This is a genomic window from Bradyrhizobium sp. AZCC 1577 (assembly GCF_036924575.1).
In the GTDB taxonomy this organism is placed as follows: domain Bacteria; phylum Pseudomonadota; class Alphaproteobacteria; order Rhizobiales; family Xanthobacteraceae; genus Bradyrhizobium.
In genome coordinates this window covers 4372526-4387871 of sequence record NZ_JAZHRQ010000001.1, presented here as the reverse complement: position 1 = coordinate 4387871, position 15346 = coordinate 4372526, and the positions used below count along the sequence as shown (strand labels likewise).

Genomic DNA, 15346 nt, shown 5'->3' with positions numbered 1-15346 from the left:
CCTTGGCGCGTCTTCTTCATGCGAACCGGCTTCCACTTCGCCTGAAAACGCTACGTTATTGCGCGACCAGCGCGGCTGCCTTCACGGCAGTCACGGCGGCGTTGTAGTTGTTGACGAGTTGCTGAACCGAGGCCGCCGACATGTCGAGCACCGGCTTCGGATAGACACCGAACAGGATGGTCAGCGCGACCAGCGGGAACAGCGTCAGGCTTTCGCGGGGCGTCAGGTCCTTGATGCTGGCGAGCGACGGCTTGGTCAGCGCGCCGAACACGACCTTGCGATAGAGCCACAGCGCATAGCCCGCCGACAGGATGACGCCGAGGGTGGCAAAGGTTGCGGTCGGGATCGAGACCTTAAAGGTGCCGAGCAGCGTCATGAACTCGCCGACGAAGCCGCTCGTGCCGGGCAGTCCGACATTGGCCATGGTGAACACCATGAACACCAGTGCGTAGAGCGGCATCCGGTTGACGAGGCCTCCATAGGCCACGATCTCGCGCGTATGCATGCGGTCGTAGACGATGCCGACGCACAGGAACAGCGCGCCGGAGACGATGCCGTGCGACACCATCTGGAACACGCCGCCGGCGACGCCTTGCGTGGTCGCGGCGAAGATGCCCATGGTGACGAAGCCCATATGGGCCACCGACGAATAGGCGATCAGCTTCTTGATGTCTTCCTGCATCAACGCCACCAGCGAGGTGTAGACGATGGCGATCACCGACAGCGAGAAGATCAGCGGCGCAAAATCATGCGACGCCAGGGGGAACATCGGCAGCGAGAAGCGCAGGAAGCCGTAGCCGCCCATCTTCAACAGGATCGCGGCCAGGATCACCGAGCCTGCCGTCGGCGCCTCGACGTGCGCGTCGGGCAACCAGGTGTGCACCGGCCACATCGGCATCTTCACCGCAAACGAGGCAAAGAATGCCAGCCACGCCCAGGTCTGCAAGCTACGCGGCACGGCGGTTTGCATCAGGGTCGGGATGTCGGTGGTGCCGGCATTCCAGTACAGCGCCATGATCGCGAGCAGCATCAGGACCGAGCCGAGCAGCGTGTAGAGGAAGAACTTGAACGACGCGTAGACCCGGCGCGGACCGCCCCAGACACCGATGATCAGGAACATCGGGATCAGGCCGCCTTCGAAGAACAGATAGAACAGCACGAGGTCGAGCGCCGAAAAGGTGCCGACCATCAGCGTTTCCAGGAACAGGAACGCCATCATGTATTCGCGCACGCGATTGGTGACGGATTTCCAGCTCGCGATGATGCAGAGCGGCATCAGCGCCGTGGTCAGAATCACGAACGGCAGCGAGATGCCATCGACCCCCATGTGATAGCTAATGCCACTGGCGAGCCAGTTCGCTTTTTCGACGAACTGGAAGTCCGCACTTGCGGCATCGAAGCGCCAGACCAGAATCAGCGACACCGCGAAGGTGACCAGCGTGGTCCACAGCGCGATCCAGCGCGCGTTGCGCCGCGCGGCTTCGTCGTCGCCACGGCTAAGATAGACTACCAGCGCGCCGAGCACCGGCAGGAAGGTGACGACGGAAAGAATCGGCCAGGTTGTCATTACTGGCCTCCCAAGCCGAACATGAACCAGGTGATCAGCCCCGCGACACCGATCAGCATCGCAAAAGCATAGTGATAGAGGTAGCCGGTCTGGATCTTCACCACATTGCGGGTGACGTCGAGCACGCGCGCCGAGACACCATCCGGGCCGAAGCCGTCGATGACGAAACCGTCGCCCTTCTTCCACAGGAAGCGGCCGAGCCGCTTCGCCGGGCGAACGAAGATGATTTCATAGAGCTCGTCGAAGTACCATTTGTTGAGCAGGAAGTGGTAGAGCATCTGGTGCTGACCGGCGAGTTCGACCGGCAGATACGGCCGCCGGATGTAGAACAGCCACGACACCAGGAAGCCCAGCACCATCATCACCGTCGGCAGGAAGGCGATGACCGGCGAAATGTGGTGCATCTCGTCGATGATGTGCGGGTGCATCTTGAGCGAATCGCGGAAGAACTCTTCCACGCCGTGGCCCGCAAACACTTCCTTGAACGGGAAGCCGGCCAGGATCGATCCGGCGGCGAGAAGGCCGATCGGGACCAGCATCCACAGCGGCGACTCGTGGGCGGCCTCGTAATGCTGCTGGTCGTGCGGCTCGCCGTGGAACGTCTTGAAGATCAGCCGCCACGAATAGAACGAGGTCAGGCCGGCCGCGACCACCGTCATCGCAAAGCCGTAGAACGCGAACGGATTATGCGCGACGTAGGCCGACTCGATGATCGCGTCCTTGGAGAAATAGCCGGCGGTGAGCGGGAAGCCGGTCAGCGCCAGCGTGCCGATCACCATCACGCTGTAGGTGTAGGGGATCTTGTCCTTCAGCCCGCCCATGTTGCGGATGTCCTGCTCGTGATGCATCGCGTAGATCACCGAGCCTGACCCCAGGAACAGCAGCGCCTTGAAGAAGGCGTGCGTGAATAGATGGAACATGCCGACCGAATAGGCCCCCGCCCCCATCGCCACGAACATGTAGCCAAGCTGCGAACAGGTCGAATAGGCGACGATGCGCTTGATGTCGTTCTGGACGAGGCCGACGGTTGCAGCGAAGAACGCGGTGGTGGCGCCGAAGAACATCACCACAGCCTGCGCGTTGGGCGCGAGTTCGAACAGCGGCGACAGCCGCGCCACCATGAACACGCCCGCCGTCACCATGGTCGCGGCGTGGATCAGCGCCGAGACCGGGGTCGGGCCTTCCATCGCGTCCGGCAGCCAGGTGTGCAGCAGGAACTGGGCTGACTTGCCCATCGCGCCCATGAACAGCAACAGGCAGATCAACGTCAGCGCATCGGCATGCCAGCCGAAGAAGTCGATGGTCTTGCCCGAGAGTCCCTGCGCGCCGGCAAAGATGGTCTCGAAATCGGTGGTATTGAGCAGCATGAAGACGGCGAAGATGCCGAGCGCAAAGCCGAAGTCGCCGACACGGTTGACCACGAAGGCCTTGATCGCCGCCGCATTCGCCGACGGTTTTTGGTACCAGAAGCCGATCAGGAGGTAGCTCGCCAGACCGACGCCCTCCCAGCCGAAGAAAAGCTGGACCAGGTTGTCCGCGGTCACCAGCATCAGCATCGCGAAGGTGAACAGCGAGAGATAGGCGAAGAAGCGCGGCCGGTGCGGATCCTCGTCCATGTATCCGATGGAATAGAGGTGCACGAGCGAGGAGACGGTGTTGACCACCACCAGCATCACGGCGGTCAGCGTGTCGACGCGCAGCGCCCACGACACCTGCAGATCGCCGGAATTAATCCAGGGAAACAGCGCGATCCGGGCGTCATGGTGCATGAAGCCGACATCGACCAGCGTCACCCAGGAGAGCGCGGCGGAAACGAACAGAAGTCCCGTCGTGATCAGTTCGGCCGCGCGCGAGCCCTGAGCCGGCAGCTCGGCGACGTGATGATCGCCGTGACCATGATCGCCATGGGCCTCCGCGGCGTGCGCGTGATCGCCAAGGCCTTGATCGCCATGGCCGTGGCCGTGATGCTTGACCTCATCGCCGCTCGGGTTGCGTGCATGCGCCCCGAAGATCGCGATCAGGCCGGCCAGAATGGCGCCCAGCAGCGGCAGAAAGACGATTGCCTGAACCATAGCCGCGCCCTAGCCCTTCATCAGATTGACGTCTTCAACCGCAATGGAACCGCGGTTGCGGAAATAGACCACCAGCACCGCAAGACCGATCGCGGCTTCAGCCGCTGCAACCGTCAGCACCAGGAGCGCGAACACCTGGCCTACGATGTCGCCGAGGAAGGTCGAGAACGCCACCAGGTTGATGTTGACGGCGAGCAGGATCAGCTCGATCGACATCAGGATGACGATGATGTTCTTGCGGTTCAGGAAGATGCCAAGGATCCCGATCGTGAACAGGGTGGCGGCGACCGCGAGATAGTGGCCCAGACCGATCGTCATTTCACCCACTCCGCCGCGTCCGAATCCTGCAGCCCCTGCCCCGACGCCACCTTGCGCACGGCCATCGCGAGCTCCGGCGTCCGCGCGTTCTGCACGTTGATGTCCTGCCGCTTGACCTTCGCCTTGTGGCGCAGCGTCAGCACGATGGCGCCGATCATCGCGACCAGAAGCACCATGCCGGCGATCTGGAAGTAATGGATGTACTTCGTATAGAGCACCAGCCCGAGCGCCTCGGTGTTGCTGACATTGGCCGGAATCGCAGCCGTAATCGATTTCGTCGTGCCGGGACTCATGACCCAGCCGCCGGCAACCAAAAGCAATTCGGCGAGGAAGATGCCGCCGATCACCAGACCGATCGGCAGATATTCGATGAAGCCCTCACGCAGCTCGGTGAAATCGACGTCGAGCATCATGATCACGAACAGGAACAGCACCGCGACCGCACCGACATAGACCACGATCAGCATCATGCCGAGGAATTCAGCGCCCATCAGCACGAACAGGCCGGACGCATTGACGAAGGCCAGGATCAGATACAGCACCGAGTGCACGGGATTGCGCGAGACAATCACCATCACAGCCGAGGCCACGCAGACGCCGGCGAAGAGGTAGAAGAACAGTGCGGGAAGGATCATATCCTCACCTCACCGGTACGGCGCGTCGAGTTCGATGGCTTTCGCAATCTCGCGCTCCCAGCGGTCGCCATTGGCGAGCAGTTTCGCCTTGTCATAGTAGAGTTCCTCGCGGGTCTCGGTCGCGAATTCGAAATTCGGTCCCTCGACGATGGCATCGACCGGGCAGGCTTCCTGGCACAGGCCGCAATAGATGCATTTCACCATGTCGATGTCGTAGCGCACGGTGCGCCGGGTGCCGTCGTTGCGGCGCGGGCCCGCCTCGATCGTGATCGCCTGCGCTGGGCAGATCGCCTCGCACAGCTTGCAAGCGATACAGCGCTCTTCGCCGTTCGGATAGCGGCGCAGCGCATGTTCGCCGCGGAAGCGCGGCGAGATCGGGTTCTTCTCGAACGGATAGTTGATCGTCGGCTTCGGCTTGAAGAAATAGCGCATGGCGAGAAAGAACGCCGATACGAATTCGCTCAAGAGAAGCGCGCGAGCTGTTGCGTTGACGTTGACACTCATGATGGCCTCACTTCGGCGCAATGCCGGCGAATTGCAGCACCGCGGCCACAATCACCACCATCGCCAGCGACAGCGGCAAAAACACCTTCCAGCCGAGCCGCATCAGTTGATCGTAGCGGTAGCGCGGCACGATCGCCTTCGCCATAGCGAACAGGAAGAACATGAAGAACAGTTTCAGCGCGAACCAGACTACACCCGGGATCCAGGTGAACGGCGGCAGCGCCACCGGCGGCAGCCAGCCGCCGAGGAACATGATCGTCGCCAGCGCGCACATCGTGGTGATCGCGACATATTCGCCGAGCATGAACAACAGATACGGCGTCGAGCCGTATTCGACCATGAAGCCGGCCACCAGTTCGGACTCCGCTTCCACCAGATCGAACGGCGGACGGTTGGTCTCGGCCAGCGCCGAGACGTAGAACACCACGAACATCGGAAACAGCGGCCACACGTACCAGTTCAGGATGGTGAGCTGCGGCAGCCCGATCAGGCTGGCGAAGCCACGGGCATTCTGCGCTTCCACCACCGCCGAAAGGTTGAGCGAGCCGGCGCACAACAAAACCGTGATGATGACGAAGCCGATCGAGACCTCGTAGGAGACCATCTGCGCCGCGGAGCGAAGCGCCGCCAGGAACGGGTATTTCGAGTTCGACGACCAGCCGGCCATGATGATGCCGTAGATCGACAGCGACGAGATCGCGAAGATGTAGAGAACGCCGACGTTGATATTGGCGATCACCCAGCCGGCATCCATCGGAATGACGGCCCAGGCGGCCAGCGCCAGCACGCAGGACACCAGCGGTGCCAGCAGAAACACACCCTTGTTGGAGCCGGACGGGATGATCGGCTCCTTCAGCACGAACTTCAAAAGGTCCGCGAAGGATTGCAGCAAGCCCCAGGGACCTACTACGTTGGGGCCGCGGCGGATTTGCACCGCCGCCCAGATCTTGCGGTCGGCGAGCAGGATGTAGGCGATCGCGATCAGCAGCACGACGAGCAGCAGCAGGCTCTGCGCGACCATGATGATCAGCGGCCAGAGGAAGCCGGTCCAGAACGAGCTTGCGAAGAATTCAGCCATCAGATCACGCTCACTCCGCTGCCGTCAGCATTTTCCCGGACGCCAGCCGGGAACATTCCGCCATCACCGCCGAGGCCCGCGCGATGGGGTTGGTCAGATAGAAATCCTCGACCGAACTCTTGAACGGGGTCTTGTCGACCTTGCCGCCCTTCTTGCCTGCGAGCGCCTTGACGTCACCTGCCTTGCCGGGCTCGATCTGGTCGATCCGCATCAGATGCGGGAAGGCCTTGAACAGCGTCTGGCGCAGCGCCTGCAGCGAGTCATAGGGCAGCTTCTTGCCGAGCACGTCCGACAACGCGCGGACGATCGCCCAGTCCTCGCGCGCCTCTCCGGGCGGAAACGCCGCGCGGCTGGCGATCTGCGCCCTGCCCTCGGTGTTGACGTAGAGGCCGGACTTTTCGGTATAGGCTGCGCCCGGCAGGATGACGTCGGCGCGGTGCGCGCCGCGGTCGCCATGGGTGCCGATATAGACCACGAACGTGCCGTCCGGCACCTTAACCTCATCCGCTCCCAACAGAAAGAGCACGTCGAGCGTGCCGAACGTCGTCATCTGCGCCAGGTTGAGGCCACCTGCGCCTGCCGCAAAGCCGATATCGAGCGCGCCCGCGCGCGAGGCGGTATCCTGCAAAACGGCAAAGCCGTTCCAGCCGTCCTTGAGCGCGCCCGTGCCTGCCGCGACCTTGGCCGCCAGCGAAAGCACCGCCGCCCCGTCATGGCGCGCCAGCGAACCGGCGCCGACCAGCACGATCGGGTTCTTGGCGTCCTTCAGCACCTCGACGAAGGAATGCTTGCCGCTGGCGAGTTCACCAAGCGTACCCGTGCCCGCGCCGAGATAGTCGTAGTCGTAGGTCAGATCGGCTTTGGCGCCGACGAGAGCGACCTTGAGCTGACCCGTGCGCCAGCGCTTGCGGATCCGCGCGTTGAGGACGGCAGCTTCCTTGCGCGGATTGGAGCCGATGATCAGGAGCGCGTCGGCCTGCTCGATGCCCACAATGGTCGGATTGAAGATGTAGGTTGCCCGTCCCGCCTTGGGGTCGAAGGCGTCGCCGCCCTGCACCGCCAGATTGCTGGAGCCGTATCGGCCCAACAGATCCTTGAACGCGAACATCTCCTCGACCGCAGCGAGGTCACCGGCGATGGCTCCCATCCGCTTGCCGTCGCTCATCCTGACCTTGGCAGCGACCGCCGCGAAGGCCTCCTGCCACGACGCGGCGCGAAGCTTGCCGTTCTCGCGGACGTAGGGCCGGTCGAGCCGCTGCGTACGCAGGCCGTCGACGACGTGACGGGTCTTGTCGGAAATCCATTCCTCGTTCACCGCCTCGTTGATGCGCGGCAGGATCCGCATCACCTCGCGGCCACGGGTATCGACGCGGATCGCGGAACCTACGCCATCCATGACGTCCACCGACTGCGTCTTGCCGAGCTCCCACGGACGCGCGGCGAAAGCATACGGCTTCGAGGTCAGCGCGCCCACGGGACAGATATCGACGAGGTTGCCCTGCAGCTCGGAAGTCAGCGCCTGCTCCAGATAGGTCGTGATCTCCATGTCCTCGCCGCGCCCGGTGGCACCCATTTCCGGCGTGCCGCAGACTTCGGCGGAGAAGCGGACACAGCGCGTGCACTGGATGCAGCGGTTCATCGAGGTCTTGACCAGCGCGCCCAGATATTTGTCCTCGACCGCGCGCTTGTTCTCGGCAAAGCGCGAGGTGTCGACGCCATAGCCCATCGCCTGGTCCTGCAGATCGCACTCACCACCCTGGTCGCAGATCGGGCAATCCAGCGGGTGGTTGATCAGCAAGAATTCCATCACGCCTTCGCGTGCCTTCCTGACCATCGGCGAACGCGTGGAAATCTCCGGCGGCTCGCCCTTGGGGCCGGGCCGGCAATCGCGCACGCCCCAGGCGCAGCTTGCGACCGGCTTCGGGCCGCCCTTTATCTCGACGAGGCACATTCGGCAATTGCCGGCGATCGACAGCCGCTCGTGGTAGCAGAAGCGCGGGATTTCGGCGCCCGCGGCCTCGCACGCCTGCAACAGGGTGTACTCCGCAGGCACATCGATCTCTTTGCCGTCGATGATGAGTTTGGTCATTGCTGTCTCAAGTCTTTCCCAGCTTGCAGTCTGGCGGTGTAACGCTGGCGGTCTTCAGCGCCGTCTTGATCCATTTCTGGGTCTCGGCGCCATAGGTGGCGAGATAGGCCGGCTGCGCCGCATTCTTCTCGCACAGGAACGGCAGATGCGGCTTCAGGTCGTAATCGCAGGACGCCAGCCACTCGCGCTTTCCGGAGAACGCGCCGATCGCTTCCTCGCAGGCATAGAGGAAGTACGTGATGAAGCTTTCATACTGAACCTGCTCATCGCCGCCGGCGGCCTTGATCTTCTCGTAGTCCGGCTGCGCAAATTTCGGATTCTTGAACGCCAGATCGGTGTAGCCCAGATATGCCTGCCGCGCACTCGCGGCGCGGTTGTTGGTGCGGATTTCGTTGATCTGGAACAGGATCGCAACAAAGCCGAGCAGCGCCACGGCCGCCTGCGCCATTTGCGCCAGCGTCCCGTATCTCTGCCACCAGAAGCTCGGTTGCGACATCGGCATCACTCCGCCGCGACCAGATTCTCGGGATCGCGCACGCCGGCATCGTCGATGTCGGCCTTATGCGAATACTGGTCGATGCGCGCCTCGATCTCGTGGCGGAAATGCGCGATCAGGCCCTGGATCGGCCAGGCGGCAGCGTCGCCGAGCGCGCAAATGGTATGGCCTTCGACCTGTTTTGTAACCTCCAGCAGCATGTCGATCTCGCGCTTATGGGCGCGGCCCTCGGCCATCCGCGTCAAGACGCGCCACATCCAGCCTGTGCCTTCGCGGCATGGCGTGCACTGGCCGCAGCTCTCGTGCTTGTAGAAATAGGAGATGCGCGCGATCGCCCGGATCAGGTCCGTCGACTTGTCCATCACGATCACGGCCGCGGTGCCGAGGCCGGAGCGCAGCTTGCTTAGGCTGTCAAAATCCATCGGCGTGTCGATGATCTGCTCGGCCGGCACCATGCGCACCGACGAGCCGCCGGGGATCACGGCTTTCAGATTGTCCCAGCCGCCGCGAATGCCGCCGCAATGGCGCTCGATCAGCTCACGGAACGGAATCCCCATCTCCTCTTCGACGTTGCAGGGCCGCTCGACATGACCGGAGACGCAGAACAGCTTTGTGCCGACATTGTTGGGCCGGCCGATGGCCGCGAACCACGCCGCGCCGCGCCTGAGGATGTCGGGCGCAACCGCGATGGACTCGACGTTGTTGACGGTGGTCGGGCAGCCATAGAGACCGACATTGGCCGGGAATGGCGGCTTCAGCCGCGGCTGGCCCTTCTTGCCCTCCAGGCTTTCCAGCAGCGCCGTCTCTTCGCCGCAGATATAGGCGCCGGCGCCATGCGCGACATAGACGTCGAACGGCCAGCCATTGATGTTGTCCTTGCCGACCAGTTTTGCGTCATAGGCCTGGTCGATCGCGGCCTGCAGGCGCTCCCGCTCGCGGATGAACTCGCCGCGCACATAGATGTAGCAGGCATGCGCGCCCATCGCGTAGCTCGCCAGCAGGCAGCCCTCGACCAGGAGATGCGGGTCGTGCCGCATGATCTCGCGGTCCTTGCAGGTGCCGGGCTCGGATTCGTCGGCGTTGACTACGAGATAGCTCGGCCGGCCGTCGGTCGATTCCTTCGGCATGAACGACCATTTCAGGCCGGTCGGAAAGCCCGCGCCGCCGCGCCCCCGCAGGCCGGAGGCCTTCATCTCGTTGATGATCCAGTCGCGGCCCTTGTCGACGATCGCCTTGGTGCCGTCCCACGCGCCGCGGCGGCGCGCGCCCTCCAGCCCCCAATCGTGGAGACCATAAAGGTTCTTGAAGATGCGATCCTTGTCGTCGAGCATGACTTGAAGCTTCCTCAGATCAGCGATTGGACTGCGCGCAGGCGAGCCCCGGCACAGCGTGACTTCTCCATCACGCGGCCCCTCTCCGTCCGGTTTACGGACAATGTAGCGTCACGCCTCATGTGGATTCCTTCAGCGTCGTCGGCCCGCCCACAGGCGCCGAGAACTGACGGTCGATCTGCGGTCCGGGCTTCGGCGGATTGCCCGAGGCAAAGCCGTCCAACACCTTGCCGAAACTTTCCTTGGTCAGGTCCTCGTAGGTGTCCTTCCAGATCTGCACCATCGGCGCGTTCACGCAGGCGCCCAGGCACTCGACCTCTTCCCAACTGAAATTGCCGTCCTTCGACAGGTGGAAGGGCTCGTGATGGATGCGGCTTTGGCACACCTCGATCAGGTCGCCGGCGCCGCGCAGGCGGCACGGCGTGGTGCCGCACACCTGCACATGGGCCTTCTTGCCGACCGGCTGCAACTGGAACATAGTGTAGAAGGTCGCCACTTCCAGCACGCGGATGTAGGGCATGTCGAGCAGGTCGGCGACCACGCGGATCGCGGCTTCCGAGACCCACCCCTCATGCTGCTCCTGCGCGCGCCACAGGATCGCGATCACAGCGGAGGCCTGACGGCCCGGCGGATACTTTGCGATCTGCGCCTTGGCCCAGGCGAGATTCTCGTCCGTGAACGCAAAGCTCGCGGGCTGCACTTCTCTGGGGGCGAGGCGGCGGACGGACATCGTTCAGTCTCTCATTGCACGCGGCGCGCAGCTTTCGCATTGAGCGCATCAATCCGGGCGAGCCAGAAGGCGCTTGCGGTGCCGAACACGTTGTAGCCGACATGGGTTGAAACCTTGATCCGATCCAGAATCGAAAGGTCGGTCACGGTTTCAAGGCGATGGCTGCGCGGATCGTAGACGATCAGCTTCAGCGGGGTCTGTTCGAGGATATAGCGCGACACGGTGTGCTCGGGATCGTTGCCGTGCTCCTCGCACAGCAAGACGCTGTCGATCTGCATCAGCCGCGCGCCGCCCTTCATGGCCTCGATCTCGACGCCTTCGACGTCGAGCTTGATCAGGTATTTTCCATCCGCGGCGACCTTGCCGTCATCGAGCAGATTGTCGAGCGCGATGACCGGCACTTCCTCGCCGTCTGACTGGTCGCCGGCGATGCTGAAGGCCTCATGCTTGGTGCCGGACAGGCGCGCGGTGCCGCGCGCGGCGCCGATCGCGCTTTTCATCACCTCGAAACGGTTGCCGTTGATTTTGGCGTTGTTGGCCAGCTTCGGGAAATTCTGCCCCGAGGGCTCGATCGCGATCGCCTTGTGCGAACCGAAGGGTTTGCTCGACACCAGGACCGACCAGTAGCCGTAATTGGCGCCGCAATCGAGCAGCGTGTAGTCGACGTCGGCGGAGTCCTTGAACAGCAGCTCCAGCTCGTCCTCGTAGCTATAGGTGCGGTTGAGCAGCTTGCTCCAGTAGCCGTCGCCATAGGGAAACTCGAAGACGGCGTCGGGATTGAGTTTGATCTGGATGCCGCGCTCAGGCAGGGTCGTGCGCAACAAGTTCGCGCACATATTGTAGCCACGGTGCGAAAAATTCGACGCCACCTTCGACCCTAGCGCCAGCGCCACCGCAGCCAAACGCTCCCACGCGTTCGCACCCTCGAGTACGCCCGAAGTCCGGTCAAACTGGATGGGCGCCTGCGCCATCACCGATCGACCTCTCCGAACACGATATCGAGGGAACCTAAAATGGCCGAGACGTCGGCGAGCAGATGACCGCGGCAGATGAAGTCCATCGCCTGCAGATGGGCAAAGCCCGGTGCGCGGATCTTGCACTTGTAAGGTTTGTTGGTGCCGTCAGAGACCAGGTAGACGCCGAACTCGCCTTTCGGCGCCTCGACCGCGGCATAGACCTCGCCGGCCGGCACGTGCACGCCTTCGGTGTAGAGCTTGAAGTGGTGGATCAGCGCTTCCATCGAGCGCTTCATCTCGCCGCGCCGCGGTGGCGCGATCTTGTTGTCCTCGACGACGACAGGCCCCTGCCCGTCCGGCGAGTTCAGTTTCGCGATGCACTGCCTCATGATGCGGACCGACTGTCGCATCTCTTCCATGCGGATCAGGTAGCGATCGTAGCAGTCGCCGTTCTTGCCGATCGGAACGTCGAAATCCATCTCGGCGTAGCACTCGTAGGGCTGCGCCTTGCGCAGGTCCCAGGCCGCGCCGGAGCCGCGCACCATCACGCCCGAAAAGCCCCACTCCCAGGCCTGCTGCAGCGACACCACGCCGATATCGACGTTGCGCTGCTTGAAGATGCGGTTGCCGGTCAGCAGCGTGTCGAGGTCGGCGACGACCTGCAGGAACGGATCGCACCAGGCGTCGATATCGTCGATCAACTTCTGCGGCAGATCCTGGTGCACGCCACCGACGCGGAAATACGCCGCATGCATGCGCGAGCCGGAGGCGCGCTCGTAAAATTGCATCAGCTTTTCGCGCTCTTCAAAACCCCACAGCGGCGGGGTAAGCGCGCCGACGTCCATCGCCTGCGTCGTGACGTTGAGCAGATGCGACAGGATGCGGCCGATTTCGCAGTAGAGGACGCGGATCAGTTGGCCGCGGCGCGGCACCGTGATGCCGAGCAGCCTTTCCGCCGCGAGACAGAACGCGTGCTCCTGGTTCATCGGCGCGACATAATCGAGGCGGTCGAAATACGGGATCGCCTGCAAGTAGGTCTTGTGCTCGATCAGCTTCTCGGTGCCGCGATGCAAGAGACCGATATGCGGATCGACGCGCTCGACAACCTCGCCGTCCAGCTCCAGCACAAGGCGCAGCACGCCGTGCGCGGCCGGATGTTGCGGCCCAAAATTGATCGTGAAGTTACGCAGGTTCTGCTGTTCGTTCATGGTCAGGCCTTCGGCTCAGCCTTCTCATCGCCCGGAAGCGGATAGTCCGCGCCTTCCCAAGGCGAGAGGAAATCGAATTTGCGGAATTCCTGGTTGAGGCGGACCGGCTCGTAGAGCACCCGCTTCTCCTGGTCGTCGTAGCGGACCTCGACGAAGCCGGTGAGCGGGAAATCCTTGCGCAGCGGATGGCCGTCGAAGCCGTAATCCGTCAGCAGCCGCCGCATGTCGGGGTGGCCGGTGAAGATCACGCCGTAGAGGTCGTAGGTTTCGCGCTCGAACCAGTCGGCACCGGGAAACACCTCGATGATCGACGGCACCTGCGTGGTCTCGTCGGCTTCCGCTCGCAGGCGGATGCGCTCGTTCAGCGTCGGCGAGAGCAAATGATAGACCACGTCGAAACGCTTCTCGCGGCTGGGATAGTCCACCGCGGTGACGTCGGTGAAGTTGACGAAGCGCAGCGCGGGATCATCGCGCAGGTATTTGACGACATCGACGATCTTGCTCGCCTCGACCGTGACGGTGAGCTGGTTGAACGCGACCGCATGGGCAGTGGCCGCGCCCGGAAGCGCGCTAACAATCGTCTGCCCAAGGGCGTCGAGCTTGCCGTCGTCCATTACCTAAAACCTTAGCGTTCGATGGTCCCGATGCGCCGGATCTTCTTCTGCAGCAGCAATATGCCGTAGAGCAGCGCCTCCGCCGTGGGCGGGCATCCTGGCACGTAGATGTCGATCGGCACGATGCGGTCGCAGCCGCGTACCACCGAGTACGAGTAATGATAGTAGCCGCCGCCATTGGCGCACGACCCCATTGAGATCACGTAGCGCGGCTCGGGCATCTGGTCGTAGACCTTGCGCAGCGCCGGCGCCATCTTGTTGGTCAGCGTGCCCGCCACGATCATCACGTCGGATTGGCGCGGCGAGGCCCGCGGCGCAAAGCCGAAGCGCTCGACGTCGTAGCGCGGCATCGACACCTGCATCATCTCGACCGCGCAGCAGGCGAGGCCGAACGTCATCCACATCAACGAACCGGTGCGCGCCCAGGTGATCAGATCGTCGGCGGCGGCAACGAAGAAACCCTTGTCGGAAAGCTCGTGATTGACCTCGAGGAAGAACGGGTCGTTGGCCCCGACCGGCTTGCCGGTCGAGGGGTCGAGAATGCCCTTCGGCGCCTGCGCGATATCAGGCGAAGAGCCTAAAGCTGTCGGGCTCAATCCCATTCGAGCGCGCCTTTCTTCCACTCATAAGCAAAGCCGACCGTGAGGACGGCGAGAAACACCATCATGGACCAGAAGCCGGTGGCCCCTAACTTGCCGAACGCAACCGCCCACGGGAACAGGAACGCCACTTCGAGATCGAAGATGATGAAGAGGATCGCTACCAGGTAGAAGCGAACGTCGAACTTCATGCGGGCGTCGTCGAATGCGTTGAATCCGCATTCATAAGCGGAGAGCTTTTCCGGGTCCGGCTGCTGGAACGCGACCAGGAACGGGGCGATCAGGAGCGCCAGACCGATCAGGCTCGCCACCCCGATAAACACGACAAGTGGCAGGTAATCTTGCAGGATGCCGTTCATCGGCGGTGCCTTTTCCTGCGGATTTGGCCGCAGATTCGTTGATTGGAATTATTCTTGGCTTAGCGCAGCGCAACAGAGGGCGCAAGACGAGCCGGTTTCACGTCTCCGTCCGCCGTTGACGTGTCGGCAGAACCCGAAAAAGTGTTGCGTTCCTGCCTCGCCCGACCAACGCGGGCCGGGCCGCATGGTGCCCAAATCTTCACTTCAAATCCTTTTCGTCGGCGAGCATTTGGGCGGCCGTCTCGGTCAGGCGATCGATCTGGTCGAGCAGCGCCGCCAGCTCTTCCTTGCCGAGCTGTTCCATCAGCCGCCGGTTACGCTCCTGCGCCCCCGCCACAATTGCATCGTGGGCGGCCAGCCCCGCCTTGGTCAGGCAAACCAGCGTCTCGCGGTTGTCCCGCGGGTTGACCGCCTTGGCGACCAGCTTGCGCGCGACCAGTTCCGCCAGCGCCCGGCTGATCTGGCCCTTGTCCATGCCGACCGCCTCCGCAAGCCGGATAACGCTCATCGGCGGCCGCCGCCCCAGCGAGGCCACCAGGCCGAACTCCACCGAAGACAAGCCCGCCAGCCGCTTATAGCGCAGGATCGCGCCGCGCTTGAGCAGATTGGCCAGCACCATCAGCCGCGACGACATCATCGCGGTGATCGGCGCCATTTCCGCGACATCGGCGGCCGCAGGCGATGCCGCGGTCTGCTTTTCCAGCTTCCGGCTCATTTGCAACCTCTGCCAACAAAGCGCGCCGGTGCCAAGGACCATCGAGAACGATCATCAGATAAGCCCATCGAATGG

At 63.1% G+C, this 15346-nt stretch carries 16 protein-coding genes; all 16 read right to left on the bottom strand.

The window, feature by feature from the left end:
- Positions 1-55: 55 nt before the first annotated feature.
- The 16 genes from V1278_RS20745 to V1278_RS20670 all read right to left on the bottom strand — a co-directional run bounded on the left by V1278_RS20745 (position 56) and on the right by V1278_RS20670 (position 15271).
- Positions 56-1567 (bottom strand): NADH-quinone oxidoreductase subunit M, encoded by a 1512-nt coding sequence (locus V1278_RS20745; protein ID WP_334362981.1) that lies wholly within the window; start codon positions 1565-1567, stop codon positions 56-58.
- Positions 1567-3639, bottom strand: coding sequence for an NADH-quinone oxidoreductase subunit L (nuoL, locus tag V1278_RS20740; RefSeq protein ID WP_334382055.1), 2073 nt, complete (start codon positions 3637-3639; stop codon positions 1567-1569). The genes V1278_RS20745 and nuoL overlap by 1 nt, the downstream gene beginning before the upstream one ends.
- 9 nt (positions 3640-3648) lie before the next feature.
- Entirely contained in the window at positions 3649-3957 is a 309-nt protein-coding gene (gene nuoK, locus V1278_RS20735; RefSeq protein ID WP_028345789.1) for an NADH-quinone oxidoreductase subunit NuoK, read from the bottom strand.
- The gene (locus tag V1278_RS20730; RefSeq protein ID WP_334362983.1) at positions 3954-4592 is read right to left on the bottom strand and encodes an NADH-quinone oxidoreductase subunit J; all 639 of its coding nucleotides are present in this window, start codon (positions 4590-4592) and stop codon (positions 3954-3956) included. Before V1278_RS20730 ends, nuoK begins: the two co-directional genes overlap by 4 nt.
- 9 nt (positions 4593-4601) lie before the next feature.
- Positions 4602-5096, bottom strand: a complete 495-nt coding sequence (gene nuoI, locus V1278_RS20725) for an NADH-quinone oxidoreductase subunit NuoI (protein WP_028345787.1) — start codon at positions 5094-5096, stop codon at positions 4602-4604.
- Positions 5097-5103: 7 nt separating this feature from the next.
- Complete coding sequence (nuoH, locus tag V1278_RS20720; RefSeq protein ID WP_334362985.1) at positions 5104-6174, bottom strand: NADH-quinone oxidoreductase subunit NuoH; 1071 nt, start codon at positions 6172-6174, stop codon at positions 5104-5106.
- Between the two features lie 10 nt (positions 6175-6184).
- A complete protein-coding gene (nuoG, locus tag V1278_RS20715) occupies positions 6185-8263 on the bottom strand; it encodes an NADH-quinone oxidoreductase subunit NuoG (protein WP_334382054.1) in 2079 nt (692 codons plus the stop codon).
- A gap of 7 nt (positions 8264-8270) precedes the next feature.
- Positions 8271-8759: a hypothetical protein gene (locus tag V1278_RS20710; RefSeq protein WP_334362987.1), complete on the bottom strand. Its 489-nt coding sequence runs from the start codon at positions 8757-8759 to the stop codon at positions 8271-8273.
- A 5-nt stretch (positions 8760-8764) separates the two neighbouring features.
- Positions 8765-10090 carry an NADH-quinone oxidoreductase subunit NuoF gene (nuoF, locus tag V1278_RS20705; protein WP_334362988.1) on the bottom strand — a complete coding sequence of 442 codons (1326 nt, stop codon included), beginning with the start codon at positions 10088-10090 and terminating at the stop codon, positions 8765-8767.
- A gap of 118 nt (positions 10091-10208) precedes the next feature.
- Positions 10209-10820: an NADH-quinone oxidoreductase subunit NuoE gene (nuoE, locus tag V1278_RS20700; protein ID WP_334382053.1), complete on the bottom strand. Its 612-nt coding sequence runs from the start codon at positions 10818-10820 to the stop codon at positions 10209-10211.
- Positions 10821-10831: 11 nt separating this feature from the next.
- The gene (locus tag V1278_RS20695; protein WP_028345782.1) at positions 10832-11791 is read right to left on the bottom strand and encodes an FkbM family methyltransferase; all 960 of its coding nucleotides are present in this window, start codon (positions 11789-11791) and stop codon (positions 10832-10834) included.
- Positions 11791-12984: an NADH-quinone oxidoreductase subunit D gene (locus tag V1278_RS20690; protein WP_334362990.1), complete on the bottom strand. Its 1194-nt coding sequence runs from the start codon at positions 12982-12984 to the stop codon at positions 11791-11793. Before V1278_RS20690 ends, V1278_RS20695 begins: the two co-directional genes overlap by 1 nt.
- A gap of 2 nt (positions 12985-12986) precedes the next feature.
- On the bottom strand, positions 12987-13598 hold the full coding sequence (locus V1278_RS20685) for an NADH-quinone oxidoreductase subunit C (RefSeq protein WP_334362992.1): 612 nt from the start codon (positions 13596-13598) through the stop codon (positions 12987-12989).
- An 11-nt stretch (positions 13599-13609) separates the two neighbouring features.
- A complete protein-coding gene (locus V1278_RS20680; protein WP_334362993.1) occupies positions 13610-14200 on the bottom strand; it encodes a NuoB/complex I 20 kDa subunit family protein in 591 nt (196 codons plus the stop codon).
- Entirely contained in the window at positions 14191-14556 is a 366-nt protein-coding gene (locus V1278_RS20675) for an NADH-quinone oxidoreductase subunit A (RefSeq protein WP_028345777.1), read from the bottom strand. The genes V1278_RS20680 and V1278_RS20675 overlap by 10 nt, the downstream gene beginning before the upstream one ends.
- Positions 14557-14755: 199 nt before the next feature.
- A complete protein-coding gene (locus V1278_RS20670; protein ID WP_334382052.1) occupies positions 14756-15271 on the bottom strand; it encodes a MarR family winged helix-turn-helix transcriptional regulator in 516 nt (171 codons plus the stop codon).
- Positions 15272-15346: the final 75 nt, after the last annotated feature.